A 24,033-nucleotide genomic window follows, 5' to 3' on the forward strand; every position below is an offset into this window, starting at 1 on the left:
AATGTCTCGTGTTGCTAAAGCACCGGTCGTTGTTCCTGCCGGCGTTGACGTAAAAATCAACGGTCAGGTTATTACGATCAAAGGTAAAAACGGCGAGCTGACTCGTACTCTCAACGATGCTGTTGAAGTTAAACATGCAGATAATACCCTGACCTTCGGTCCGCGTGATGGTTACGCAGACGGTTGGGCACAGGCTGGTACCGCGCGTGCCCTGCTGAACTCAATGGTTATCGGTGTTACCGAAGGCTTCACTAAGAAGCTGCAGCTGGTTGGTGTAGGTTACCGTGCAGCGGTTAAAGGCAATGTGATTAACCTGTCTCTGGGTTTCTCTCATCCTGTTGACCATCAGCTGCCTGCGGGTATCACTGCTGAATGTCCGACTCAGACTGAAATCGTGCTGAAAGGCGCTGATAAGCAGGTGATCGGCCAGGTTGCAGCGGATCTGCGCGCCTACCGTCGTCCTGAGCCTTATAAAGGCAAGGGTGTTCGTTACGCCGACGAAGTCGTGCGTACCAAAGAGGCTAAGAAGAAGTAAGGTAACACTATGGATAAGAAATCTGCTCGTATCCGTCGTGCGACCCGCGCACGCCGCAAGCTCCAGGAGCTGGGCGCAACTCGCCTGGTGGTACATCGTACCCCGCGTCACATTTACGCACAGGTAATTGCACCGAACGGTTCTGAAGTTCTGGTAGCTGCTTCTACTGTAGAAAAAGCTATCGCTGAACAACTGAAGTACACCGGTAACAAAGACGCGGCTGCAGCTGTGGGTAAAGCTGTCGCTGAACGCGCTCTGGAAAAAGGCATCAAAGATGTATCCTTTGACCGTTCCGGGTTCCAATATCATGGTCGTGTCCAGGCACTGGCAGATGCTGCCCGTGAAGCTGGCCTTCAGTTCTAAGGTAGAGGTGTAAGATGGCTCACATCGAAAAACAAGCTGGCGAACTGCAGGAAAAGCTGATCGCGGTAAACCGCGTATCTAAAACCGTTAAAGGTGGTCGTATTTTCTCCTTCACAGCTCTGACTGTAGTTGGCGATGGTAACGGTCGCGTTGGTTTTGGTTACGGTAAAGCGCGTGAAGTTCCAGCAGCGATCCAGAAAGCGATGGAAAAAGCCCGTCGCAATATGATTAACGTCGCGCTGAATAACGGCACTCTGCAACACCCTGTTAAAGGTGTTCACACGGGTTCTCGCGTATTCATGCAGCCGGCTTCCGAAGGTACCGGTATCATCGCCGGTGGTGCAATGCGCGCCGTTCTGGAAGTCGCTGGGGTTCATAACGTTCTGGCTAAAGCCTATGGTTCCACCAACCCGATCAACGTGGTTCGTGCAACTATTGATGGCCTGGAAAATATGAATTCTCCAGAAATGGTCGCTGCCAAGCGTGGTAAATCCGTTGAAGAAATTCTGGGGAAATAAACCATGGCAAAGACTATTAAAATTACTCAAACCCGCAGTGCAATCGGTCGTCTGCCGAAACACAAGGCAACGCTGCTTGGCCTGGGTCTGCGTCGTATTGGTCACACCGTAGAGCGCGAGGATACTCCTGCTATTCGCGGTATGATCAACGCGGTTTCCTTCATGGTTAAAGTTGAGGAGTAAGAGATGCGTTTAAATACTCTGTCTCCGGCCGAAGGCTCCAAAAAGGCGGGTAAACGCCTGGGTCGTGGTATCGGTTCTGGCCTCGGTAAAACCGGTGGTCGTGGTCACAAAGGTCAGAAGTCTCGTTCTGGCGGTGGCGTACGTCGCGGTTTCGAGGGTGGTCAGATGCCTCTGTACCGTCGTCTGCCGAAATTCGGCTTCACTTCTCGTAAAGCAGCGATTACAGCCGAAATTCGTCTGTCTGACCTGGCTAAAGTAGAAGGCGGTGTAGTAGACCTGAACACGCTGAAAGCGGCTAACATTATCGGTATCCAGATCGAGTTCGCGAAAGTGATCCTGGCTGGCGAAGTAACGACTCCGGTAACTGTTCGTGGCCTGCGTGTTACTAAAGGCGCTCGTGCTGCTATCGAAGCTGCTGGCGGTAAAATCGAGGAATAAGTAGCAGATGGCTAAACAACCGGGATTAGATTTTCAAAGTGCCAAAGGTGGCTTAGGCGAGCTGAAACGCAGACTGCTGTTTGTTATCGGTGCGCTGATTGTGTTCCGTATTGGCTCTTTTATTCCGATCCCTGGTATTGATGCCGCTGTACTTGCCAAACTGCTTGAGCAACAGCGAGGCACCATCATTGAGATGTTTAACATGTTCTCTGGTGGTGCTCTCAGCCGTGCTTCTATCTTTGCTCTGGGGATCATGCCGTATATTTCGGCGTCGATCATTATCCAGCTGCTGACGGTGGTTCACCCAACGTTGGCAGAAATTAAGAAAGAAGGGGAGTCTGGTCGTCGTAAGATCAGCCAGTACACCCGCTACGGTACTCTGGTGCTGGCAATATTCCAGTCGATCGGTATTGCTACCGGTCTGCCGAATATGCCTGGTATGCAAGGCCTGGTGATTAACCCGGGCTTTGCATTCTACTTCACCGCTGTTGTAAGTCTGGTCACAGGAACCATGTTCCTGATGTGGTTGGGCGAACAGATTACTGAACGAGGTATCGGCAACGGTATTTCAATCATTATCTTCGCCGGTATTGTCGCGGGACTCCCGCCAGCCATTGCCCATACTATCGAGCAAGCGCGTCAAGGCGACCTGCACTTCCTCGTGTTGCTGTTGGTTGCAGTATTAGTATTTGCAGTGACGTTCTTTGTTGTATTTGTTGAGCGTGGTCAACGCCGCATTGTGGTAAACTACGCGAAACGTCAGCAAGGTCGTCGTGTCTATGCTGCACAGAGCACACATTTACCGCTGAAAGTGAATATGGCGGGGGTAATCCCGGCAATCTTCGCTTCCAGTATTATTCTGTTCCCGGCGACCATCGCGTCATGGTTCGGGGGCGGTACTGGTTGGAACTGGCTGACAACAATTTCGCTGTATTTGCAGCCTGGGCAACCGCTTTATGTGTTACTCTATGCGTCTGCAATCATCTTCTTCTGTTTCTTCTACACGGCGTTGGTTTTCAACCCGCGTGAAACAGCAGATAACCTGAAGAAGTCCGGTGCATTTGTACCAGGAATTCGTCCGGGAGAGCAAACGGCGAAGTATATCGATAAAGTAATGACCCGCCTGACCCTGGTTGGTGCGCTGTATATTACCTTTATCTGCCTGATCCCGGAGTTCATGCGTGATGCAATGAAAGTACCGTTCTACTTCGGTGGGACCTCACTGCTTATCGTTGTTGTCGTGATTATGGACTTTATGGCTCAAGTGCAAACTCTGATGATGTCCAGTCAGTATGAGTCTGCATTGAAGAAGGCGAACCTGAAAGGCTACGGCCGATAATTGGTCGCCCGAGAAGTTACGGAGAGTAAAAATGAAAGTTCGTGCTTCCGTCAAGAAATTATGCCGTAACTGCAAAATCGTTAAGCGTGATGGTGTCATCCGTGTGATTTGCAGTGCCGAGCCGAAGCATAAACAGCGCCAAGGCTGATTTTTTCGCATATTTTTCTTGCAAAGTTGGGTTGAGCTGGCTAGATTAGCCAGCCAATCTTTTGTATGTCTGTGCGTTTCCATTTGAGTATCCTGAAAACGGGCTTTTCAGCATGGAACGTACATATTAAATAGTAGGAGTGCATAGTGGCCCGTATAGCAGGCATTAACATTCCTGATCATAAGCATGCCGTAATCGCATTAACTTCGATTTATGGCGTCGGCAAGACCCGTTCTAAAGCCATCCTGGCTGCAGCGGGTATCGCTGAAGATGTTAAGATCAGTGAGCTGTCTGAAGGACAAATCGACACGCTGCGTGACGAAGTTGCCAAATTTGTCGTTGAAGGTGATCTGCGCCGTGAAATCAGCATGAGCATCAAGCGCCTGATGGATCTTGGTTGCTATCGCGGTTTGCGTCATCGTCGTGGTCTCCCGGTTCGCGGTCAGCGTACCAAGACCAACGCACGTACCCGTAAGGGTCCGCGCAAACCGATCAAGAAATAATCGGGGTGATTGAATAATGGCAAAGGCACCAATTCGTGCACGTAAACGTGTAAGAAAACAAGTCTCTGACGGCGTGGCTCATATCCATGCTTCTTTCAACAACACCATCGTGACTATCACTGATCGTCAGGGTAACGCGTTGGGTTGGGCAACAGCCGGTGGTTCCGGTTTCCGTGGTTCTCGCAAATCCACTCCGTTTGCAGCTCAGGTTGCAGCAGAGCGTTGCGCTGACGCCGTGAAAGAATACGGCATCAAGAATCTGGAAGTTATGGTTAAAGGTCCGGGTCCAGGCCGCGAATCTACTATTCGTGCTCTGAACGCCGCAGGTTTCCGCATCACTAACATTACTGATGTGACTCCGATCCCTCATAACGGTTGTCGTCCGCCGAAAAAACGTCGCGTATAACGCCTCGTTTTCCAGGTTTGTTGGAGAAAGAAAATGGCAAGATATTTGGGTCCTAAGCTCAAGCTGAGCCGTCGTGAGGGCACCGACTTATTCCTTAAGTCTGGCGTTCGCGCGATCGATACCAAGTGTAAAATTGAACAAGCTCCTGGCCAGCACGGTGCGCGTAAACCGCGTCTGTCTGACTATGGTGTGCAGTTGCGTGAAAAGCAAAAAGTTCGCCGTATCTATGGTGTGCTGGAGCGTCAGTTCCGTAACTACTACAAAGAAGCAGCACGTCTGAAAGGCAACACCGGTGAAAACCTGTTGGCTCTGCTGGAAGGTCGTCTGGACAACGTTGTATACCGTATGGGCTTCGGTGCCACTCGTGCAGAAGCACGTCAGCTGGTTAGCCATAAAGCAATTATGGTAAACGGTCGTGTTGTTAACATCGCTTCTTATCAGGTTAGTCCGAATGACGTTGTAAGCATTCGTGAGAAAGCGAAGAAGCAGTCTCGCGTGAAAGCCGCTCTGGAGCTGGCTGAGCAGCGTGAAAAGCCAACCTGGCTGGAAGTTGATGCTGGCAAGATGGAAGGTACGTTTAAGCGTAAGCCGGAGCGTTCTGATCTGTCTGCGGACATTAACGAACACCTGATCGTCGAGCTTTACTCCAAGTAAAGCTTAGTACCAAAGAGAGGACACAATGCAGGGTTCTGTGACAGAGTTTCTAAAACCGCGCCTGGTTGATATCGAGCAAGTGAGTTCGACGCACGCCAAGGTGACCCTTGAGCCTTTAGAGCGTGGCTTTGGCCATACTCTGGGTAACGCACTGCGCCGTATTCTGCTCTCATCGATGCCGGGTTGCGCGGTGACCGAGGTTGAGATTGATGGTGTACTACATGAGTACAGCACCAAAGAAGGCGTTCAGGAAGATATCCTGGAAATCCTGCTCAACCTGAAAGGGCTGGCGGTGAGAGTTCAGGGCAAAGATGAAGTTATTCTTACCTTGAATAAATCTGGCATTGGCCCTGTGACTGCAGCCGATATCACCCACGACGGTGATGTCGAAATCGTCAAGCCGCAGCACGTGATCTGCCACCTGACCGATGAGAACGCGTCTATTAGCATGCGTATCAAAGTTCAGCGCGGTCGTGGTTATGTGCCGGCTTCTACCCGAATTCATTCGGAAGAAGATGAGCGCCCAATCGGCCGTCTGCTGGTCGACGCATGCTACAGCCCTGTGGAGCGTATTGCCTACAATGTTGAAGCAGCGCGTGTAGAACAGCGTACCGACCTGGACAAGCTGGTCATCGAAATGGAAACCAACGGCACAATCGATCCTGAAGAGGCGATTCGTCGTGCGGCAACCATTCTGGCTGAACAACTGGAAGCTTTCGTTGACTTACGTGATGTACGTCAGCCTGAAGTGAAAGAAGAGAAACCAGAGTTCGATCCGATCCTGCTGCGCCCTGTTGACGATCTGGAATTGACTGTCCGCTCTGCTAACTGCCTTAAAGCAGAAGCTATCCACTATATCGGTGATCTGGTACAGCGTACCGAGGTTGAGCTCCTTAAAACGCCTAACCTTGGTAAAAAATCTCTTACTGAGATTAAAGACGTGCTGGCTTCCCGTGGACTGTCTCTGGGCATGCGCCTGGAAAACTGGCCACCGGCAAGCATCGCTGACGAGTAACCGGATCACAGGTTAAGGTTTTACTGAGAAGGATAAGGTCATGCGCCATCGTAAGAGTGGTCGTCAACTGAACCGCAACAGCAGCCATCGCCAGGCTATGTTCCGCAATATGGCAGGTTCACTGGTTCGTCATGAAATCATCAAGACGACTCTGCCTAAAGCGAAAGAGCTGCGCCGCGTAGTTGAGCCGCTGATTACTCTTGCCAAGACTGATAGCGTTGCTAATCGTCGTCTGGCATTCGCCCGTACTCGTGATAACGAGATCGTGGCAAAACTGTTTAACGAACTGGGCCCGCGTTTCGCGAGCCGTGCCGGTGGTTACACTCGTATTCTGAAGTGTGGCTTCCGTGCAGGCGACAACGCGCCGATGGCTTACATCGAGCTGGTTGATCGTTCAGAGAAAGCAGAAGCTGCTGCAGAGTAATCTGAAGCAACGTAAAAAAACCCGCCCCGGCGGGTTTTTTTATACCCGTAGTATCCCCACTTATCTACAATAGCTGTACTCTTTTTGTTCATCCCCTGGAGTATTTATGTGGTTACTTGACCAGTGGGCAGAGCGCCATATAGCAGAAGCGCAAGCGAAAGGTGAGTTTGATAACCTGGCAGGTAGCGGCGAACCATTGATACTGGATGATGATTCTCACGTGCCACCGGAATTACGTGCGGGGTATCGCTTGCTGAAGAATGCCGGTTGCTTACCGCCAGAACTTGAGCAACGGAGAGAAGCAATTCAGCTTCTGGATATTCTCAAAGGTATCCGTCACGATGATCCGCAATATCAAGAGGTTAGCCGTCGATTGTCATTACTGGAATTGAAGCTGCGACAAGCTGGATTGAGTACCGATTTTTTACGCGGCGATTATGCTGACAAGTTGTTGGACAAAATCAACGATAACTAGTGGAGTATGTATGTATCGCATTGGTGAGCTGGCAAAAATGGCGGAAGTAACACCCGACACGATTCGTTATTACGAAAAACAGCAGATGATGGAGCATGAAGTGCGTACTGAAGGTGGGTTTCGCCTATATACCGAAAGCGATCTCCAGCGATTGAAATTTATCCGCCATGCCAGACAACTAGGTTTCAGTCTGGAGTCGATCCGCGAGTTGCTGTCGATCCGCATCGATCCTGAACACCATACCTGTCAGGAGTCAAAAGGCATTGTGCAGGAAAGATTGCAGGAAGTCGAAGCACGGATAGCCGAGTTGCAGAGTATGCAGCGTTCCTTGCAACGCCTTAACGATGCCTGTTGTGGGACTGCTCATAGCAGTGTTTATTGTTCGATTCTTGAAGCTCTTGAACAAGGGGCGAGTGGCGTTAAGAGTGGTTGTTGATTTTTTGCACTGGCAGGATTACACTCGCGCCGTTAAATAACCAACTGGAGTTTTTATGAGTCGATATCAGCATACTAAAGGGCAGATAAAGGATAATGCGATAGAAGCATTACTACATGATCCCTTATTCCGACAGCGCGTAGAGAAAAATAAGAAGGGGAAAGGCAGTTACATGCGAAAAGGAAAACATGGCAATCGGGGGAACTGGGAGGCCAGTGGCAAGAAAGTAAATCACTTTTTTACCACTGGTCTTCTGCTTTCAGGCGCTTGTTAAGAGCGGTTATTCTGCTCTTTCAGCAAATCACGAATTTCTGTCAGTAATACTTCTTCTTTAGTTGGTGCAGGTGCGGCTGCTGGTTCTTCTTTTTTCCGATTCAGTTTGTTGATTAGCTTAATCGCCATAAAGATGGCAAAGGCCACAATCAGAAAATCAAAGACGTTTTGAATGAAGACACCGTAATGCATCACAACAGCAGGGATATCCCCCTGCGCATCGCGTAGCGTGACAGCAAACTGTTTAAAATCGATCCCGCCAATTAATAAGCCCAGAGGAGGCATGATGATATCGGCAACCAGTGAAGAGACAATCTTCCCGAATGCCGCACCGATAATGACACCCACCGCCAAATCCACCACGTTCCCGCGCATCGCAAATTCGCGAAATTCTTTAATAATGCTCATGTTATTCTCCCTATGAAGCCGACAACCATAAGTCTAACAAATGTTAAGCCATTTTCCTGCCAGGAATGAATTTAATTAATCCTTGATAATCAAAGGGAAATAATAAGGCGTCATTAGACGCCTTATTAATTACAAGAAGAAAGGGCTTGGCTGGAAGAGTCTTTCGACGTCGGTAATAAACTTTTTATCTGTGAGGAACATAATTACGTGATCGCCTTGCTCAATGCGCAGATTGTCATTGGCAATCATCACGTCGTTTCCACGTACCACCGCTCCAATAATCGTTCCTGGCGGTAGCTTGATTTCGTCAATGACTCTGCCGACAACGCGTGAGGTGCTTTCATCACCGTGAGCAACGGCTTCAATAGCTTCTGCTACGCCGCGGCGCAATGAGGAAACACCAACAATATCTGCTTTTCGCACATGGCTAAGCAACGCAGAAATAGTTGCTTGTTGTGGTGAAATCGCAATATCGATAACGCTCCCCTGAACCAGATCCACATAAGCGCGACGCTGGATCAATACCATCACCTTTTTCGCACCCATACGTTTGGCAAGCATGGCGGACATGATATTGGCCTCGTCATCGTTGGTGACGGCAATAAACAGATCAACTTGATCGATATGTTCTTCGGCCAGTAGTTCTTGATCCGACGCATCACCAAAAAAGACGATCGTATTCTGTAACTTTTCCGCCAGTTCGGCAGCGCGCTGCTGATTACGTTCGATGAGTTTAACGCTGTAATCTTTTTCCAGACGACGCGCCAGCCCTGCACCGATATTACCGCCACCAACCAGCATGATCCGCTTATACGGTTTTTCCAGTCGCTGTAATTCACTCATCACCGCGCGGATATGCTGTGAAGCGGCAATAAAGAACACTTCATCACCAGCTTCAACAATGGTCGAACCTTGCGGACGAATGGGGCGATCGTGGCGGAAAATTGCTGCCACACGAGTATCGATATGTGGCATATGTTCGCGCATGGTCGAAAGTGCATTACCAATCAGCGGGCCGCCATAATAGGCTTTAACCACAGCCAGGCTGACTTTACCCTCAGCGAAGTTCACCACCTGCAATGCGCCGGGATACTCAATCAGTCGGTAAATATTATCGATAACCAACTGCTCTGGTGCGATCAGATGATCAATCGGCACAGCATCTGAATGAAATAGCTTATCGGCATCGCGCACGTAGTCTGGTGAGCGGATACGAGCGATGCGATTAGGGGTGTTGAAAAGTGAGTAGGCTACCTGGCAGGCAACCATATTGGTTTCATCTGAACTGGTTACAGCAACCAGCATATCGGCGTCGTCGGCACCTGCCTCCCGCAATACGCGTGGATGAGAGCCATGCCCCTGCACGACCCGCAGGTCAAATTTATCCTGTAAGGTCCGCAGACGCTCACCGTTGGTATCGACAACAGTAATATCGTTGTTCTCGCCAACCAGGTTTTCCGCCAGTGTGCCGCCAACCTGGCCGGCACCCAGAATGATAATTTTCATCAGTCGCGACCCGTTATCTCATCACTTTTTGATTAGCTTAGCGTAAAAGAAGCCGTCGCCCTCTTCGGCACCAGGTAGATTTTGTTTACCCGGTTGCTCTGGTGTTCCTGTTTCGCAAAGTTCGGCATCAGCGGTACGTTGCAAAAAGGCTTTAATCTGCAGGCTATTCTCTTCCGGTAACACCGAACAGGTGGCATAGACCAGAGTTCCACCGGTTTTTAAATGCGGCCAAATGGCGTCGAGAATTTCAGACTGCAATTGCGCGAGTTCCGGGATATCGCGATCGCGACGTAACCATTTAATATCTGGATGGCGACGAATCACACCGGTTGCTGAACAAGGCGCATCTAATAAAATGCGATCAAACTGTTGCTCGCCACACCATTGAGAAGGGTAACGGCCATCACCTTGTTTCACGGTCGCCTTCATACCAAGGCGTTTTAAATTGTCGTAAACCCGAGAGAGGCGCTGTTCGTCGATATCAACCGCAACAACCTGCGCTTCTGGTGCCACCTCAAGGATATGCGTTGTTTTACCGCCGGGGGCGGCACAAAGATCCAAAATGTGTTCACCGTTTTGTGGCGCAAGCCAGGTCATGCAACCTTGTGCTGATGCATCCTGAACGGTAACCCATCCGTCTTCAAAACCAGGTAGCGCATGAACAGGTGCAGGTGTTTCCAGACGTACAGCATCAGGGTAATCCGCATGCGGGAAACCTTTCATTCCTGCTTCATCCAGCAATGCAAGCCAGCTGTCGCGGGAATGATGCGTACGATTAATACGCAGCCACATTGGCGGACGCTGGTTATTGGCTTCGACGATGGATTGCCACTGCTCTGGATACGCTTTTTGCAGACGCTTCAGCAACCAGGAAGGATGCAGATAACGTGCATCACTGGCATTAAACTCGGCTAATAACTCTTCTTGCTGACGCTGGAACTGGCGTAATACACCGTTTATCAACCCTTTAAGTTGCGGACGCTTAATTGCGATAGCGCCTTCAACCGTTTCAGCCAGCGCAGCATGAGGTGGAATGCGGGTATAAAGCAGTTGATACAAACCAACCATAATCAGGTAATGCACGGTCCGCTGTTTGCCGGTCATCGGACGGGCCATTAACTTATTAATCAGCCAGTCTAACTGCGAAAGCGTACGCAGTACGCCAAAGCACAACTCTTGAAGAAGTGCTTTGTCTTTATCGGAAACTTTTTGCTGGAGCGGTGGCAGAATGTTGCTTAATGATTGCCCTTGCTCGACGACTTGTTCAACGGCCTGGGCCGCCATGCTACGTAAATTACGTTGTTTTTTCATAAGTATAAAAACGCCCGGCAAGACCGGGCTTAGAAGAGTGGACTATCAGACCAGACGGTTGCCCGGAACAAACCATTCCCGACGAGAGTTCAGGAGGTCTTGCGCGCTCATCGCTTTCTTACCCGCAGGTTGTAACGAGAGCAGGTTCAGGATGCCATCACCAGTCGCAACCTGAATGCCTTGTTTGTTGGCTTCAAGGATCGTTCCTGGTGCAGCGTTGGTTGCCGTATCAATGACCGATGCTTTCCAGACTTTAACCGGCTGTCCTTCAATTTCCAGCCAGCTCATTGGCCATGGATTGAAAGCGCGAATGCAGCGTTCAAGCTGTGCTGCCGAAAGTGACCAGTCAATACGCGCTTCTTCTTTACTCAACTTCTCGGCGTAAGTGACAAGAGTTTCGTCCTGAACTTCTGGTTTCGCCGTGCCGTCTGCCAGTTGTTTCAACGTGGTGATAAGCCCTTGTGGGCCAAGCTCTGCCAGCTTGTCGTACAGCGTACCACTGGTATCTTCTGCAGTAATCGGGCAGGAGAGCTTATAGAGCATATCACCGGTGTCTAAACCGACATCCATTTGCATAATGGTCACACCAGTTTCTGCATCACCCGCCCATAGTGAGCGTTGGATTGGTGCAGCACCGCGCCAGCGTGGCAGCAGTGAACCATGAACGTTGATACAGCCAAGACGCGGCATCTCCAGCACTGCTTTCGGCAGAATTAAACCATAGGCGACGACGACCATAACATCAGCCTGCAGTTCGGCGACCAGTTGCTGGTTTTCTTGTGGACGCAGGGAAACAGGTTGAAAAACGGGCAGACCTTTTTCCTCAGCCAGAACTTTAACCGGGCTGGGCATCAGTTTTTTACCGCGTCCTGCCGGTCGGTCTGGCTGGGTGAACACGCCAACGACGTTATGACCAGAAGACAACAGCGCGTCGAGATGACGCGCTGCAAAGTCAGGTGTACCCGCAAAAATAATACGTAGTGATTCTGACACGTTAGTTCTTATCCTTAAGCCCGGGCTTTCAGACGATCCAGTTTTTCAACTTTCTGACGAATACGTTGTTGTTTCAGCGGTGACAGATAATCCATAAACAGTTTGCCGACCAGGTGATCCATCTCATGCTGAATACAGATGGCTAACAGACCGTCTGCTTCCAGTTCAAATGGTTTACCGTCGCGGTCAAGGGCGCGAATTTTAACTTTCTCTGCGCGCGGCACTAAAGCACGTTGTTCAGGGATCGACAGGCAACCTTCTTCAATGCCTGTTTCGCCGCTTTTTTCTAAAAGCTCTGGATTGATTAACACTAGCCGTTCGTCACGGTTTTCCGAAACATCAATAACAATGATACGTTGATGGATATCAACCTGGGTTGCCGCCAGGCCAATACCTTCTTCTGCGTACATCGTCTCGAACATATCATCGACGATACGCTGAATTTCTGCATTCACTTCTTCTACCGGTTTAGCAACTTTGCGAAGCCGCTCGTCCGGAATATGTAACACTTGCAAAACTGACATAAATCTCCAGAGATGTGTTCAGGAGTTAGAAAGATTATTTCTTCTATTCTAGACAAATCCCCCTCTGATTGACAGCATCACTGACCAATCGCAAAGATTGCTAAGGCTGCTTATGGCAGGGAGATAAGGATGGTCGATACAGAAATTTGGCTGCGTTTAATGAGTATCAGCAGCTTGTACGGCGATGATATGGTCCGTATCGCTCACTGGGTGGCAAAACAGTCGCATATTGATGCGGTTGTATTGCAGCAAACAGGGCTTACATTGCGGCAGGCACAACGCTTTCTTTCATTTCCACGAAAGAGTATCGAAAGCTCACTTTGTTGGTTGGAGCAACCCAACCATCATTTAATTCCTGCGGACAGCGAATTTTATCCTCCTCAACTTCTGGCGACGACAGATTACCCCGGCGCACTGTTTGTTGAAGGAGAACTGCACGCGCTGCATTCATTTCAGCTTGCCGTAGTGGGGAGTCGGGCGCATTCATGGTATGGCGAGCGATGGGGACGATTATTTTGCGAAACTCTGGCGACGCGTGGAGTGACAATTACGAGTGGACTGGCGCGTGGAATCGATGGTGTAGCGCATAAAGCAGCCTTACAGGTAAATGGCGTCAGCATTGCTGTATTGGGGAATGGACTTAATACCATTCATCCCCGCCGTCATGCCCGACTGGCTGCCAGTCTGCTTGAACAGGGGGGCGCTCTCGTCTCGGAATTTCCCCTCGATGTTCCACCCCTTGCTTACAATTTCCCACGAAGAAATCGCATTATCAGTGGTCTAAGTAAAGGTGTACTGGTGGTGGAAGCGGCTTTGCGTAGTGGTTCGCTGGTGACAGCACGTTGTGCGCTTGAGCAGGGGCGAGAAGTTTTTGCCTTGCCAGGTCCAATAGGGAATCCGGGAAGCGAAGGGCCTCACTGGTTAATAAAACAAGGTGCGATTCTTGTGACGGAACCGGAAGAAATTCTGGAAAACTTGCAATTTGGATTGCACTGGTTGCCAGACGCCCCTGAAAATTCATTTTATTCACCAGATCAGCAAGACGTGGCATTGCCATTTCCTGAGCTCCTGGCTAACGTAGGAGATGAGGTAACACCTGTTGACGTCGTCGCTGAACGTGCCGGCCAACCTGTGCCAGAGGTAGTTACTCAACTACTCGAACTGGAGTTAGCAGGATGGATCGCAGCTGTACCCGGCGGCTATGTCCGATTGAGGAGGGCATGCCATGTTCGACGTACTAATGTATTTGTTTGAAACCTATATTCACACAGAAGCTGAGTTGCGTGTGGATCAAGACAAACTTGAACAGGATCTTACCGACGCAGGTTTTGAGCGAGAAGATATCTACAATGCCCTGCTATGGCTGGAAAAACTTGCTGATTATCAGGAAGGGTTGGCAGAACCGATGCAACTGGCCTCGGATCCTCTCTCCATGCGTATTTATACACCGGAAGAGTGTGAACGACTGGATGCCAGCTGCCGTGGGTTTCTGCTTTTCCTTGAGCAGATTCAGGTGCTCAACCTTGAAACTCGTGAAATGGTGATAGAGCGAGTGCTCGCGCTGGATAACGCAGAGTTCGAACTGGATGATCTGAAATGGGTGATCCTGATGGTGTTGTTCAATATTCCGGGCTGCGAAAATGCGTACCAGCAAATGGAAGAATTACTCTTTGAAGTGAATGAAGGTATGCTGCATTAATCATTTCTTTAATTCAGCATAAGTTGTTATGGCGAAATCAGCACTGTTCACGGTGCGTAATAATGAGTCCTGCCCAAAGTGCGGGGCTGAACTGGTTATTCGATCCGGGAAACACGGTCCGTTTCTTGGATGCTCACAGTATCCGGCGTGTGACTACGTCCGTCCTCTGAAATCTTCAGCGGATGGACATATCGTCAAAGTTCTGGAGGGGCAGGTTTGCCCTGCATGTGGCGCAAATCTGGTATTACGCCAGGGACGCTTTGGTATGTTTATTGGTTGCATTAACTACCCTGAATGCGAACATACCGAACTTATCGATAAACCGGACGAAACAGCAATTACATGCCCCCAATGTCGGACGGGCCATCTGGTCCAGCGCCGCTCCCGTTATGGCAAAACATTTCACTCTTGTGATCGCTACCCGGAGTGTCAATTTGCCATTAACTTCAAACCCATAGCTGGAGAATGCCCTGAGTGTCATTATCCGCTACTCATCGAAAAGAAAACCGCGCAGGGTGTAAAACACTTTTGTGCCAGTAAACAATGTGGAAAGCCGGTTTCGGCGGAATAATAACGTGAATAATAACCTGCAAAGAGACGCTATCGCAGCTGCGATAGATGTTCTCAATGAAGAACGTGTCATCGCCTATCCAACGGAAGCCGTTTTCGGTGTTGGGTGCGATCCTGATAGCGAAACAGCAGTGATGCGACTGTTGGAGTTAAAACAGCGTCCGGTTGATAAGGGGCTGATTTTAATCGCAGCAAATTACGAGCAGCTTAAACCCTATATTGATGACACCATGTTGACTGACGTGCAGCGTGAAACCATTTTTTCCCGCTGGCCAGGTCCTGTCACCTTTGTCTTTCCCGCGCCTGCGACAACACCGCGCTGGTTGACGGGCCGCTTTGATTCGCTTGCTGTACGAGTCACCGACCATCCGTTGGTGGTTGCTTTGTGCCAGGCTTATGGTAAACCGCTGGTTTCTACCAGTGCCAACTTGAGTGGATTGCCACCTTGTCGAACAGTAGACGAAGTTCGCGCACAATTTGGCGCGGCGTTCCCGGTTGTGCCTGGTGAAACGGGGGGGCGTTTAAATCCTTCAGAAATCCGCGATGCCCTGACGGGTGAACTGTTTCGACAGGGGTAACATAATGGAAACCTATGCTGTTTTTGGTAATCCGATAGCCCACAGCAAATCGCCATTCATTCATCAGCAATTTGCTCAGCAACTGAATATTGAACATCCCTATGGGCGCGTGTTGGCACCCATCAATGATTTCATCAACACACTGAACGCTTTCTTTAGTGCTGGTGGTAAAGGTGCGAATGTGACGGTGCCTTTTAAAGAAGAGGCTTTTGCCAGAGCGGATGAGCTTACTGAACGGGCAGCGTTGGCTGGTGCTGTTAATACCCTCATGCGGTTAGAAGATGGACGCCTGCTGGGTGACAATACCGATGGTGTAGGCTTGTTAAGCGATCTGGAACGTCTGTCTTTTATCCGCCCTGGTTTACGTATTCTGCTTATCGGCGCTGGTGGAGCATCTCGCGGCGTACTACTGCCACTCCTTTCCCTGGACTGTGCGGTGACAATAACTAATCGGACGGTATCCCGCGCGGAAGAGTTGGCTAAATTGTTTGCGCACACTGGCAGTATTCAGGCGTTGAGTATGGACGAACTGGAAGGTCATGAGTTTGATCTCATTATTAATGCAACATCCAGTGGCATCAGTGGTGATATTCCGGCGATCCCGTCATCGCTCATTCATCCAGGCATTTATTGCTATGACATGTTCTATCAGAAAGGAAAAACTCCTTTTCTGGCATGGTGTGAGCAGCGAGGCTCAAAGCGTAATGCTGATGGTTTAGGAATGCTGGTGGCACAGGCGGCTCATGCCTTTCTTCTCTGGCACGGTGTTCTGCCTGACGTAGAACCAGTTATAAAGCAATTGCAGGAGGAATTGTCCGCGTGAATCAGGCCATCCAGTTTCCGGACAGGGAAGAGTGATCTTACCCAGCAATAGTGGACACGCGGCTAAGTGAGTAAACTCTCAGTCAGAGGTGACTCACATGACAAAAACAGTATCAACCAGTAAAAAACCCCGTAAACAGCATTCGCCTGAATTTCGCAGTGAAGCCCTGAAGCTTGCTGAACGCATCGGTGTTACTGCCGCAGCCCGTGAACTCAGCCTGTATGAATCACAACTCTACAACTGGCGCAGTAAACAGCAAAATCAGCAGACGTCTTCTGAACGTGAACTGGAGATGTCTACCGAGATTGCACGTCTCAAACGCCAGCTGGCAGAACGGGATGAAGAGCTGGCTATCCTCCAAAAGGCCGCGACATACTTCGCGAAGCGCCTGAAATGAAGTATGTCTTTATTGAAAAACATCAGGCTGAGTTCAGCATCAAAGCAATGTGCCGCGTGCTCCGGGTGGCCCGCAGCGGCTGGTATACGTGGTGTCAGCGGCGGACAAGGATAAGCACGCGTCAGCAGTTCCGCCAACACTGCGACAGCGTTGTCCTCGCGGCTTTTACCCGGTCAAAACAGCGTTACGGTGCCCCACGCCTGACGGATGAACTGCGTGCTCAGGGTTACCCCTTTAACGTAAAAACCGTGGCGGCAAGCCTGCGCCGTCAGGGACTGAGGGCAAAGGCCTCCCGGAAGTTCAGCCCGGTCAGCTACCGCGCACACGGCCTGCCTGTGTCAGAAAATCTGTTGGAGCAGGATTTTTACGCCAGTGGCCCGAACCAGAAGTGGGCAGGAGACATCACGTACTTACGTACAGATGAAGGCTGGCTGTATCTGGCAGTGGTCATTGACCTGTGGTCACGTGCCGTTATTGGCTGGTCAATGTCGCCACGCATGACGGCGCAACTGGCCTGCGATGCCCTGCAGATGGCGCTGTGGCGGCGTAAGAGGCCCCGGAACGTTATCGTTCACACGGACCGTGGAGGCCAGTACTGTTCAGCAGATTATCAGGCGCAACTGAAGCGGCATAATCTGCGTGGAAGTATGAGCGCAAAAGGTTGCTGCTACGATAATGCCTGCGTGGAAAGCTTCTTTCATTCGCTGAAAGTGGAATGTATCCATGGAGAACACTTTATCAGCCGGGAAATAATGCGGGCAACGGTGTTTAATTATATCGAATGTGATTACAATCGGTGGCGGCGGCACAGTTGGTGTGGCGGCCTCAGTCCGGAACAATTTGAAAACAAGAACCTCGCTTAGGCCTGTGTCCATATTACGTGGGTAGGATCAGAGTGGGACGAGAATAAAAAATGTGTATGTTTTCCCGCTCTCGTGAATGGTATGCAACTGACATGCGCGATCTCTGGCGAGAGTCTGGCGTATCGCTTTACTGGAGATACGCCAGAACAGTGGTTAGCGAGTTTTCGTCAGCATCGCTGGGACCTGGAAGAAGAAGCGGAAAACTTAATTCAGGAACAAAGTGAAGATGATCAAGGCTGGGTCTGGTTACCCTGATCCAGATATTCGTCCTTCCATTTCACGTAATTATTCGCGGAATAGCGTAACCCAGCCTTCTCTTCATCACTTAACGGGCGGATCTGTTTGACGGGGCTACCGAGATACAGATATCCGCTCTCCAGCCGTTTATTTTGTGGGACCAGACTACCCGCACCAATCATCACATCATCTTCTACTATTGCGCCATCAAGTAAAATTGAGCCCATCCCAACCAAAACTCGATTGCCAATGGTGCAGCCGTGGAGCATCACCTTGTGACCAACAGTGACATCTTCGCCAATGGTTAATGGGTTGCCATCTGGGTTGTACGAGGATTTATGAGTGACATGCAACATACTGCCATCCTGGATATTGGTGCGTGCTCCGATCTGTACATAATGTACATCTCCACGAATCACAACGAGCGGCCAGATCCCCACATCATCAGCCAGACGAACGTCACCAATCACGACACTGCTATCGTCGATCATTACGCGCTGACCGATTTGTGGAAAAAGATCGCGGTATGGGCGTAAAACATCAGACATACTTACCTCAGCAATAAATGATTTACTAATGACTTTGGGGGCATTATTGGCCTTGTGCAAGTCTTTTAGTATGCAAAAAAGCACCGTTTTGTGTGCGATTGCAGCAAAAAGGGTGAAAAAACAACAAACAGAAAAAAAGATCAAAAAAATACTTGTGCAAAAAATTGGGATCCCTATAATGCGCCTCCGTTGAGACGACAACGTGAAACACTTCACAGGATGGTCGGAACAACGAAGAGAAAAAAATCCTGAAATTCAGGGTTGACTCTGAAAGAGGAAAGCGTAATATACGCCACCTCGCGACAGTGAGCTGAAAGCCGCGTCGCAACTGCTCTTTAACAATTTATCAGACAATCTGTGTGGGCACTCGAAGATACGGATTCTTAACGTCGCAAGACGAAAAATGAATACCAAGTCTCAAGAGTGAACACGTAATTCATTACGAAGTTTAATTCTTTGAGCATCAAACTTTTAAATTGAAGAGTTTGATCATGGCTCAGATTGAACGCTGGCGGCAGGCCTAACACATGCAAGTCGAACGGTAACAGGAAACAGCTTGCTGTTTCGCTGACGAGTGGCGGACGGGTGAGTAATGTCTGGGAAACTGCCTGATGGAGGGGGATAACTACTGGAAACGGTAGCTAATACCGCATAACGTCGCAAGACCAAAGAGGGGGACCCTCGGGCCTCTTGCCATCGGATGTGCCCAGATGGGATTAGCTTGTTGGTGGGGTAACGGCTCACCAAGGCGACGATCCCTAGCTGGTCTGAGAGGATGACCAGCCACACTGGAACTGAGACACGGTCCAGACTTCTACGGGAGGCAGCAGTGGGGAATATTGCACAATGGGCGCAAGCCTGATGCAGCCATGCCGCGTGTATGAAGAAGGCCTTCGGGTTGTAAAGTACTTTCAGCGGGGAGGAAGGGAGTAAAGTTAATACCTTTGCTCATTGACGTTACCCGCAGAAGAAGCACCGGCTAACTCCGTGCCAGCAGCCGCGGTAATACGGAGGGTGCAAGCGTTAATCGGAATTACTGGGCGTAAAGCGCACGCAGGCGGTTTGTTAAGTCAGATGTGAAATCCCCGGGCTCAACCTGGGAACTGCATCTGATACTGGCAAGCTTGAGTCTCGTAGAGGGGGGTAGAATTCCAGGTGTAGCGGTGAAATGCGTAGAGATCTGGAGGAATACCGGTGGCGAAGGCGGCCCCCTGGACGAAGACTGACGCTCAGGTGCGAAAGCGTGGGGAGCAAACAGGATTAGATACCCTGGTAGTCCACGCCGTAAACGATGTCGACTTGGAGGTTGTGCCCTTGAGGCGTGGCTTCCGGAGCTAACGCGTTAAGTCGACCGCCTGGGGAGTACGGCCGCAAGGTTAAAACTCAAATGAATTGACGGGGGCCCGCACAAGCGGTGGAGCATGTGGTTTAATTCGATGCAACGCGAAGAACCTTACCTGGTCTTGACATCCACGGAAGTTTTCAGAGATGAGAATGTGCCTTCGGGAACCGTGAGACAGGTGCTGCATGGCTGTCGTCAGCTCGTGTTGTGAAATGTTGGGTTAAGTCCCGCAACGAGCGCAACCCTTATCCTTTGTTGCCAGCGGTCCGGCCGGGAACTCAAAGGAGACTGCCAGTGATAAACTGGAGGAAGGTGGGGATGACGTCAAGTCATCATGGCCCTTACGACCAGGGCTACACACGTGCTACAATGGCGCATACAAAGAGAAGCGACCTCGCGAGAGCAAGCGGACCTCATAAAGTGCGTCGTAGTCCGGATTGGAGTCTGCAACTCGACTCCATGAAGTCGGAATCGCTAGTAATCGTGGATCAGAATGCCACGGTGAATACGTTCCCGGGCCTTGTACACACCGCCCGTCACACCATGGGAGTGGGTTGCAAAAGAAGTAGGTAGCTTAACCTTCGGGAGGGCGCTTACCACTTTGTGATTCATGACTGGGGTGAAGTCGTAACAAGGTAACCGTAGGGGAACCTGCGGTTGGATCACCTCCTTACCTTAAAGAAGCGTACTTTGCAGTGCTCACACAGATTGTCTGATGAAAATGAGCAGTAAAACCTCTACAGGCTTGTAGCTCAGGTGGTTAGAGCGCACCCCTGATAAGGGTGAGGTCGGTGGTTCAAGTCCACTCAGGCCTACCAAATTTGCACGGCAAATTTGAAGAGGTTTTAACTACATGTTATGGGGCTATAGCTCAGCTGGGAGAGCGCCTGCTTTGCACGCAGGAGGTCTGCGGTTCGATCCCGCATAGCTCCACCATCTCTGTAGTGATTAAATAAAAAATACTTCAGAGTGTACCTGCAAAGGTTCACTGCGAAGTTTTGCTCTTTAAAAATCTGGATCAAGCTGAAAATTGAAACACTGAACAACGAAAGTTGTTCGTGAGTCTCTCAAATTTTCGCAACTCTGAAGTGAAACATCTTCGGGTTGTGAGGTTAAGCGACTAAGCGTACACGGTGGATGCCCTGGCAGTCAGAGGCGATGAAGGACGTGCTAATCTGCGATAAGCGTCGGTAAGGTGATATGAACCGTTATAACCGGCGATTTCCGAATGGGGAAACCCAGTGTGTTTCGACACACTATCATTAACTGAATCCATAGGTTAATGAGGCGAACCGGGGGAACTGAAACATCTAAGTACCCCGAGGAAAAGAAATCAACCGAGATTCCCCCAGTAGCGGCGAGCGAACGGGGAGCAGCCCAGAGCCTGAATCAGTGTGTGTGTTAGTGGAAGCGTCTGGAAAGGCGCGCGATACAGGGTGACAGCCCCGTACACAAAAATGCACATGCTGTGAGCTCGATGAGTAGGGCGGGACACGTGGTATCCTGTCTGAATATGGGGGGACCATCCTCCAAGGCTAAATACTCCTGACTGACCGATAGTGAACCAGTACCGTGAGGGAAAGGCGAAAAGAACCCCGGCGAGGGGAGTGAAAAAGAACCTGAAACCGTGTACGTACAAGCAGTGGGAGCACGCTTAGGCGTGTGACTGCGTACCTTTTGTATAATGGGTCAGCGACTTATATTCTGTAGCAAGGTTAACCGAATAGGGGAGCCGAAGGGAAACCGAGTCTTAACTGGGCGTTAAGTTGCAGGGTATAGACCCGAAACCCGGTGATCTAGCCATGGGCAGGTTGAAGGTTGGGTAACACTAACTGGAGGACCGAACCGACTAATGTTGAAAAATTAGCGGATGACTTGTGGCTGGGGGTGAAAGGCCAATCAAACCGGGAGATAGCTGGTTCTCCCCGAAAGCTATTTAGGTAGCGCCTCGTGAATTCATCTCCGGGGGTAGAGCACTGTTTCGGCAAGGGGGTCATCCCGACTTACCAACCCGATGCAAACTGCGAATACCGGAGAATGTTATCACGGGAGACACACGGCGGGTGCTAACGTCCGTCGTGAAGAGGGAAACAACCCAGACCGCCAGCTAAGGTCCCAAAGTCATGGTTAAGTGGGAAACGATGTGGGAAGGCCCAGACAGCCAGGATGTTGGCTTAGAAGCAGCCATCATTTAAAGAAAGCGTAATAGCTCACTGGTCGAGTCGGCCTGCGCGGAAGATGTAACGGGGCTAAACCATGCACCGAAGCTGCGGCAGCGACGCTTATGCGTTGTTGGGTAGGGGAGCGTTCTGTAAGCCTGCGAAGGTGTGCTGTGAGGCATGCTGGAGGTATCAGAAGTGCGAATGCTGACATAAGTAACGATAAAGCGGGTGAAAAGCCCGCTCGCCGGAAGACCAAGGGTTCCTGTCCAACGTTAATCGGGGCAGGGTGAGTCGACCCCTAAGGCGAGGCCGAAAGGCGTAGTCGATGGGAAACAGGTTAATATTCCTGTACTTGGTGTTACTGCGAAGGGGGGACGGAGAAGGCTATGTTGGCCGGGCGACGGTTGTCCCGGTTTAAGCGTGTAGGCTGGTTTTCCAGGCAAATCCGGAAAATCAAGGCTGAGGCGTGATGACGAGGCACTACGGTGCTGAAGCAACAAATGCCCTGCTTCCAGGAAAAGCCTCTAAGCATCAGGTAACATCAAATCGTACCCCAAACCGACACAGGTGGTCAGGTAGAGAATACCAAGGCGCTTGAGAGAACTCGGGTGAAGGAACTAGGCAAAATGGTGCCGTAACTTCGGGAGAAGGCACGCTGATATGTAGGTGAGGTCCCTCGCGGATGGAGCTGAAATCAGTCGAAGATACCAGCTGGCTGCAACTGTTTATTAAAAACACAGCACTGTGCAAACACGAAAGTGGACGTATACGGTGTGACGCCTGCCCGGTGCCGGAAGGTTAATTGATGGGGTTAGCGCAAGCGAAGCTCTTGATCGAAGCCCCGGTAAACGGCGGCCGTAACTATAACGGTCCTAAGGTAGCGAAATTCCTTGTCGGGTAAGTTCCGACCTGCACGAATGGCGTAATGATGGCCAGGCTGTCTCCACCCGAGACTCAGTGAAATTGAACTCGCTGTGAAGATGCAGTGTACCCGCGGCAAGACGGAAAGACCCCGTGAACCTTTACTATAGCTTGACACTGAACATTGAGCCTTGATGTGTAGGATAGGTGGGAGGCTTTGAAGTGTGGACGCCAGTCTGCATGGAGCCGACCTTGAAATACCACCCTTTAATGTTTGATGTTCTAACGTTGACCCGTAATCCGGGTTGCGGACAGTGTCTGGTGGGTAGTTTGACTGGGGCGGTCTCCTCCTAAAGAGTAACGGAGGAGCACGAAGGTTGGCTAATCCTGGTCGGACATCAGGAGGTTAGTGCAATGGCATAAGCCAGCTTGACTGCGAGCGTGACGGCGCGAGCAGGTGCGAAAGCAGGTCATAGTGATCCGGTGGTTCTGAATGGAAGGGCCATCGCTCAACGGATAAAAGGTACTCCGGGGATAACAGGCTGATACCGCCCAAGAGTTCATATCGACGGCGGTGTTTGGCACCTCGATGTCGGCTCATCACATCCTGGGGCTGAAGTAGGTCCCAAGGGTATGGCTGTTCGCCATTTAAAGTGGTACGCGAGCTGGGTTTAGAACGTCGTGAGACAGTTCGGTCCCTATCTGCCGTGGGCGCTGGAGAACTGAGGGGGGCTGCTCCTAGTACGAGAGGACCGGAGTGGACGCATCACTGGTGTTCGGGTTGTCATGCCAATGGCACTGCCCGGTAGCTAAATGCGGAAGAGATAAGTGCTGAAAGCATCTAAGCACGAAACTTGCCCCGAGATGAGTTCTCCCTGACCCTTTAAGGGTCCTGAAGGAACGTTGAAGACGACGACGTTGATAGGCCGGGTGTGTAAGCGCAGCGATGCGTTGAGCTAACCGGTACTAATGAACCGTGAGGCTTAACCTTACAACGCCGAAGCTGTTTTGGCGGATGAGAGAAGATTTTCAGCCTGATACAGATTAAATCAGAACGCAGAAGCGGTCTGATAAAACAGAATTTGCCTGGCGGCCGTAGCGCGGTGGTCCCACCTGACCCCATGCCGAACTCAGAAGTGAAACGCCGTAGCGCCGATGGTAGTGTGGGGTCTCCCCATGCGAGAGTAGGGAACTGCCAGGCATCAAATTTAGCGTGCTGATATGGCTCAGTTGGTAGAGCGCACCCTTGGTAAGGGTGAGGTCCCCAGTTCGACTCTGGGTATCAGCACCACTTTTTAGGTTAAAGTTCGGCAGATTAGAAAAGAATTTGTCTGGCGGCAGTAGCGCGGTGGTCCCACCTGACCCCATGCCGAACTCAGAAGTGAAACGCCGTAGCGCCGATGGTAGTGTGGGGTCTCCCCATGCGAGAGTAGGGAACTGCCAGACATCAAATAAAACAAAAGGCTCAGTCGGAAGACTGGGCCTTTTGTTTTATCTGTTG

At 50.5% G+C, this 24,033-nt stretch carries 28 protein-coding genes, 3 tRNA genes and 4 rRNA genes; 29 read left to right on the top strand and 6 right to left on the bottom strand.

The window, feature by feature from the left end:
- Nucleotide 1 precedes the first annotated feature (1 nt).
- From rplF to arfA, 15 genes are all read left to right on the top strand, one after another.
- Nucleotides 2-535: a 50S ribosomal protein L6 gene (gene rplF / locus KXD89_RS02065; RefSeq protein WP_000091945.1), complete on the top strand. Its 534-nt coding sequence runs from the start codon at nt 2-4 to the stop codon at nt 533-535.
- Nucleotides 536-544: 9 nt separating this feature from the next.
- On the top strand, nt 545-898 hold the full coding sequence (gene rplR, locus KXD89_RS02070) for a 50S ribosomal protein L18 (RefSeq protein WP_000358960.1): 354 nt from the start codon (nt 545-547) through the stop codon (nt 896-898).
- A gap of 14 nt (nt 899-912) precedes the next feature.
- Complete coding sequence (rpsE, locus tag KXD89_RS02075; RefSeq protein ID WP_000940121.1) at nt 913-1,416, top strand: 30S ribosomal protein S5; 504 nt, start codon at nt 913-915, stop codon at nt 1,414-1,416.
- A 3-nt stretch (nt 1,417-1,419) separates the two neighbouring features.
- On the top strand, nt 1,420-1,599 hold the full coding sequence (gene rpmD / locus KXD89_RS02080; RefSeq protein WP_001140433.1) for a 50S ribosomal protein L30: 180 nt from the start codon (nt 1,420-1,422) through the stop codon (nt 1,597-1,599).
- Between the two features lie 3 nt (nt 1,600-1,602).
- Complete coding sequence (rplO, locus tag KXD89_RS02085; protein ID WP_001238914.1) at nt 1,603-2,037, top strand: 50S ribosomal protein L15; 435 nt, start codon at nt 1,603-1,605, stop codon at nt 2,035-2,037.
- A 7-nt stretch (nt 2,038-2,044) separates the two neighbouring features.
- Nucleotides 2,045-3,376: a preprotein translocase subunit SecY gene (secY, locus tag KXD89_RS02090; RefSeq protein ID WP_001118861.1), complete on the top strand. Its 1,332-nt coding sequence runs from the start codon at nt 2,045-2,047 to the stop codon at nt 3,374-3,376.
- Between the two features lie 31 nt (nt 3,377-3,407).
- Nucleotides 3,408-3,524, top strand: a complete 117-nt coding sequence (gene rpmJ / locus KXD89_RS02095; RefSeq protein WP_000868187.1) for a 50S ribosomal protein L36 — start codon at nt 3,408-3,410, stop codon at nt 3,522-3,524.
- 146 nt (nt 3,525-3,670) lie between these two features.
- Nucleotides 3,671-4,027 carry a 30S ribosomal protein S13 gene (gene rpsM, locus KXD89_RS02100; RefSeq protein ID WP_000090775.1) on the top strand — a complete coding sequence of 119 codons (357 nt, stop codon included), beginning with the start codon at nt 3,671-3,673 and terminating at the stop codon, nt 4,025-4,027.
- A gap of 16 nt (nt 4,028-4,043) precedes the next feature.
- Complete coding sequence (gene rpsK, locus KXD89_RS02105; RefSeq protein WP_001029684.1) at nt 4,044-4,433, top strand: 30S ribosomal protein S11; 390 nt, start codon at nt 4,044-4,046, stop codon at nt 4,431-4,433.
- A gap of 33 nt (nt 4,434-4,466) precedes the next feature.
- A complete protein-coding gene (rpsD, locus tag KXD89_RS02110; RefSeq protein WP_000135224.1) occupies nt 4,467-5,087 on the top strand; it encodes a 30S ribosomal protein S4 in 621 nt (206 codons plus the stop codon).
- Nucleotides 5,088-5,112: 25 nt separating this feature from the next.
- The gene (locus tag KXD89_RS02115) at nt 5,113-6,102 is read left to right on the top strand and encodes a DNA-directed RNA polymerase subunit alpha (RefSeq protein WP_001162094.1); all 990 of its coding nucleotides are present in this window, start codon (nt 5,113-5,115) and stop codon (nt 6,100-6,102) included.
- 40 nt (nt 6,103-6,142) lie between these two features.
- Nucleotides 6,143-6,526 (top strand): 50S ribosomal protein L17, encoded by a 384-nt coding sequence (gene rplQ, locus KXD89_RS02120; protein WP_001216368.1) that lies wholly within the window; start codon nt 6,143-6,145, stop codon nt 6,524-6,526.
- 106 nt (nt 6,527-6,632) lie between these two features.
- The gene (locus KXD89_RS02125; RefSeq protein WP_000266486.1) at nt 6,633-7,001 is read left to right on the top strand and encodes a DUF1992 domain-containing protein; all 369 of its coding nucleotides are present in this window, start codon (nt 6,633-6,635) and stop codon (nt 6,999-7,001) included.
- Between the two features lie 10 nt (nt 7,002-7,011).
- Nucleotides 7,012-7,437 (top strand): Zn(2+)-responsive transcriptional regulator, encoded by a 426-nt coding sequence (gene zntR / locus KXD89_RS02130; RefSeq protein ID WP_000285607.1) that lies wholly within the window; start codon nt 7,012-7,014, stop codon nt 7,435-7,437.
- 55 nt (nt 7,438-7,492) lie between these two features.
- Nucleotides 7,493-7,711 carry an alternative ribosome-rescue factor ArfA gene (gene arfA / locus KXD89_RS02135; RefSeq protein WP_000092696.1) on the top strand — a complete coding sequence of 73 codons (219 nt, stop codon included), beginning with the start codon at nt 7,493-7,495 and terminating at the stop codon, nt 7,709-7,711.
- Here arfA and mscL read toward each other — a convergent pair.
- From mscL to def, 5 genes are all read right to left on the bottom strand, one after another.
- Nucleotides 7,708-8,118, bottom strand: a complete 411-nt coding sequence (gene mscL, locus KXD89_RS02140) for a large-conductance mechanosensitive channel protein MscL (protein WP_000022442.1) — start codon at nt 8,116-8,118, stop codon at nt 7,708-7,710. The genes arfA and mscL overlap by 4 nt on opposite strands.
- A 129-nt stretch (nt 8,119-8,247) precedes the next feature.
- Nucleotides 8,248-9,624 (bottom strand): Trk system potassium transporter TrkA, encoded by a 1,377-nt coding sequence (gene trkA / locus KXD89_RS02145; protein ID WP_000691382.1) that lies wholly within the window; start codon nt 9,622-9,624, stop codon nt 8,248-8,250.
- A 21-nt stretch (nt 9,625-9,645) separates the two neighbouring features.
- Entirely contained in the window at nt 9,646-10,935 is a 1,290-nt protein-coding gene (gene rsmB / locus KXD89_RS02150) for a 16S rRNA (cytosine(967)-C(5))-methyltransferase RsmB (protein ID WP_000744778.1), read from the bottom strand.
- 45 nt (nt 10,936-10,980) lie between these two features.
- Nucleotides 10,981-11,928 (bottom strand): methionyl-tRNA formyltransferase, encoded by a 948-nt coding sequence (gene fmt / locus KXD89_RS02155; protein ID WP_000004473.1) that lies wholly within the window; start codon nt 11,926-11,928, stop codon nt 10,981-10,983.
- Between the two features lie 14 nt (nt 11,929-11,942).
- Nucleotides 11,943-12,452 carry a peptide deformylase gene (gene def, locus KXD89_RS02160; RefSeq protein ID WP_000114984.1) on the bottom strand — a complete coding sequence of 170 codons (510 nt, stop codon included), beginning with the start codon at nt 12,450-12,452 and terminating at the stop codon, nt 11,943-11,945.
- 129 nt (nt 12,453-12,581) lie between these two features.
- Here def and dprA point away from each other — a divergent pair, with 129 nt between their 5' ends.
- The 7 genes from dprA to KXD89_RS02195 all read left to right on the top strand — a co-directional run bounded on the left by dprA (nt 12,582) and on the right by KXD89_RS02195 (nt 17,637).
- Complete coding sequence (gene dprA, locus KXD89_RS02165; protein ID WP_000228551.1) at nt 12,582-13,706, top strand: DNA-protecting protein DprA; 1,125 nt, start codon at nt 12,582-12,584, stop codon at nt 13,704-13,706.
- Nucleotides 13,678-14,151 carry a DUF494 family protein Smg gene (gene smg / locus KXD89_RS02170; RefSeq protein ID WP_000460680.1) on the top strand — a complete coding sequence of 158 codons (474 nt, stop codon included), beginning with the start codon at nt 13,678-13,680 and terminating at the stop codon, nt 14,149-14,151. The genes dprA and smg overlap by 29 nt, the downstream gene beginning before the upstream one ends.
- Nucleotides 14,152-14,179: 28 nt before the next feature.
- Nucleotides 14,180-14,722, top strand: a complete 543-nt coding sequence (locus KXD89_RS02175; protein WP_001129722.1) for a type I DNA topoisomerase — start codon at nt 14,180-14,182, stop codon at nt 14,720-14,722.
- Nucleotides 14,723-14,726: 4 nt separating this feature from the next.
- Nucleotides 14,727-15,299, top strand: coding sequence for an L-threonylcarbamoyladenylate synthase type 1 TsaC (gene tsaC / locus KXD89_RS02180; RefSeq protein ID WP_001301412.1), 573 nt, complete (start codon nt 14,727-14,729; stop codon nt 15,297-15,299).
- 4 nt (nt 15,300-15,303) lie between these two features.
- Complete coding sequence (gene aroE / locus KXD89_RS02185) at nt 15,304-16,122, top strand: shikimate dehydrogenase (RefSeq protein ID WP_000451243.1); 819 nt, start codon at nt 15,304-15,306, stop codon at nt 16,120-16,122.
- 97 nt (nt 16,123-16,219) lie between these two features.
- A protein-coding gene (locus tag KXD89_RS02190; RefSeq protein ID WP_085947771.1) for an IS3-like element IS3 family transposase occupies nt 16,220-17,382 on the top strand; the annotation gives its coding sequence in 2 pieces (ribosomal slippage) (nt 16,220-16,481 and nt 16,481-17,382; 1,164 coding nt in all).
- A gap of 12 nt (nt 17,383-17,394) precedes the next feature.
- Nucleotides 17,395-17,637, top strand: a complete 243-nt coding sequence (locus KXD89_RS02195) for a DUF1488 domain-containing protein (protein ID WP_047281862.1) — start codon at nt 17,395-17,397, stop codon at nt 17,635-17,637.
- Here KXD89_RS02195 and KXD89_RS02200 read toward each other — a convergent pair.
- Nucleotides 17,613-18,167: a gamma carbonic anhydrase family protein gene (locus KXD89_RS02200; RefSeq protein WP_001286216.1), complete on the bottom strand. Its 555-nt coding sequence runs from the start codon at nt 18,165-18,167 to the stop codon at nt 17,613-17,615. The two genes, KXD89_RS02195 and KXD89_RS02200, sit on opposite strands and share 25 nt — an antisense overlap.
- A gap of 473 nt (nt 18,168-18,640) precedes the next feature.
- On the opposite strand from KXD89_RS02200, the gene KXD89_RS02205 reads away from it, so the two are divergent.
- The 7 genes from KXD89_RS02205 (at nt 18,641) to rrf (KXD89_RS02235) (ending at nt 23,978) form a co-directional block, all read left to right on the top strand.
- Nucleotides 18,641-20,182, top strand: a 16S ribosomal RNA gene (locus KXD89_RS02205).
- A gap of 68 nt (nt 20,183-20,250) precedes the next feature.
- Nucleotides 20,251-20,327: transfer RNA gene (locus tag KXD89_RS02210), tRNA-Ile, on the top strand.
- A 42-nt stretch (nt 20,328-20,369) separates the two neighbouring features.
- A tRNA-Ala gene (locus tag KXD89_RS02215) sits at nt 20,370-20,445 on the top strand.
- A 174-nt stretch (nt 20,446-20,619) separates the two neighbouring features.
- Nucleotides 20,620-23,523 (top strand): 23S ribosomal RNA (locus KXD89_RS02220).
- Between the two features lie 94 nt (nt 23,524-23,617).
- Nucleotides 23,618-23,733, top strand: a 5S ribosomal RNA gene (gene rrf / locus KXD89_RS02225).
- Between the two features lie 14 nt (nt 23,734-23,747).
- Nucleotides 23,748-23,823: transfer RNA gene (locus KXD89_RS02230), tRNA-Thr, on the top strand.
- Between the two features lie 39 nt (nt 23,824-23,862).
- Nucleotides 23,863-23,978: ribosomal RNA gene (rrf, locus tag KXD89_RS02235) — 5S ribosomal RNA — on the top strand.
- Together the 16S, 23S and 5S rRNA genes with 3 tRNA genes alongside form the textbook arrangement of a ribosomal RNA operon.
- The last annotated feature ends 55 nt before the right edge of the window (nt 23,979-24,033 follow it).

This window comes from Escherichia sp. TC-EC600-tetX4 (genome assembly GCF_019356055.1).
GTDB lineage: Bacteria > Pseudomonadota > Gammaproteobacteria > Enterobacterales > Enterobacteriaceae.

Excerpts from the sequence above, each read along its gene's own strand:
- def (WP_000114984.1), bottom strand. The coding sequence starts at position 12,452 with ATGTCAGTTTTGCAAGTGTTACATATTCCGGACGAGCGGCTTCGCAAA.
- rpmJ (WP_000868187.1), top strand. The coding sequence starts at position 3,408 with ATGAAAGTTCGTGCTTCCGTCAAGAAATTATGCCGTAACTGCAAAATC.
- rpsE (WP_000940121.1), top strand. The coding sequence starts at position 913 with ATGGCTCACATCGAAAAACAAGCTGGCGAACTGCAGGAAAAGCTGATC.
- rplQ (WP_001216368.1), top strand. The coding sequence starts at position 6,143 with ATGCGCCATCGTAAGAGTGGTCGTCAACTGAACCGCAACAGCAGCCAT.
- rplO (WP_001238914.1), top strand. The coding sequence starts at position 1,603 with ATGCGTTTAAATACTCTGTCTCCGGCCGAAGGCTCCAAAAAGGCGGGT.
- KXD89_RS02175 (WP_001129722.1), top strand. The coding sequence starts at position 14,180 with ATGGCGAAATCAGCACTGTTCACGGTGCGTAATAATGAGTCCTGCCCA.
- trkA (WP_000691382.1), bottom strand. The coding sequence starts at position 9,624 with ATGAAAATTATCATTCTGGGTGCCGGCCAGGTTGGCGGCACACTGGCG.
- secY (WP_001118861.1), top strand. The coding sequence starts at position 2,045 with ATGGCTAAACAACCGGGATTAGATTTTCAAAGTGCCAAAGGTGGCTTA.
- rpmD (WP_001140433.1), top strand. The coding sequence starts at position 1,420 with ATGGCAAAGACTATTAAAATTACTCAAACCCGCAGTGCAATCGGTCGT.
- aroE (WP_000451243.1), top strand. The coding sequence starts at position 15,304 with ATGGAAACCTATGCTGTTTTTGGTAATCCGATAGCCCACAGCAAATCG.
- mscL (WP_000022442.1), bottom strand. The coding sequence starts at position 8,118 with ATGAGCATTATTAAAGAATTTCGCGAATTTGCGATGCGCGGGAACGTG.
- arfA (WP_000092696.1), top strand. The coding sequence starts at position 7,493 with ATGAGTCGATATCAGCATACTAAAGGGCAGATAAAGGATAATGCGATA.
- rplR (WP_000358960.1), top strand. The coding sequence starts at position 545 with ATGGATAAGAAATCTGCTCGTATCCGTCGTGCGACCCGCGCACGCCGC.
- rpsD (WP_000135224.1), top strand. The coding sequence starts at position 4,467 with ATGGCAAGATATTTGGGTCCTAAGCTCAAGCTGAGCCGTCGTGAGGGC.
- KXD89_RS02200 (WP_001286216.1), bottom strand. The coding sequence starts at position 18,167 with ATGTCTGATGTTTTACGCCCATACCGCGATCTTTTTCCACAAATCGGT.
- rsmB (WP_000744778.1), bottom strand. The coding sequence starts at position 10,935 with ATGAAAAAACAACGTAATTTACGTAGCATGGCGGCCCAGGCCGTTGAA.
- zntR (WP_000285607.1), top strand. The coding sequence starts at position 7,012 with ATGTATCGCATTGGTGAGCTGGCAAAAATGGCGGAAGTAACACCCGAC.
- rpsK (WP_001029684.1), top strand. The coding sequence starts at position 4,044 with ATGGCAAAGGCACCAATTCGTGCACGTAAACGTGTAAGAAAACAAGTC.
- dprA (WP_000228551.1), top strand. The coding sequence starts at position 12,582 with ATGGTCGATACAGAAATTTGGCTGCGTTTAATGAGTATCAGCAGCTTG.
- smg (WP_000460680.1), top strand. The coding sequence starts at position 13,678 with ATGTTCGACGTACTAATGTATTTGTTTGAAACCTATATTCACACAGAA.
- rplF (WP_000091945.1), top strand. The coding sequence starts at position 2 with ATGTCTCGTGTTGCTAAAGCACCGGTCGTTGTTCCTGCCGGCGTTGAC.
- KXD89_RS02125 (WP_000266486.1), top strand. The coding sequence starts at position 6,633 with ATGTGGTTACTTGACCAGTGGGCAGAGCGCCATATAGCAGAAGCGCAA.
- KXD89_RS02115 (WP_001162094.1), top strand. The coding sequence starts at position 5,113 with ATGCAGGGTTCTGTGACAGAGTTTCTAAAACCGCGCCTGGTTGATATC.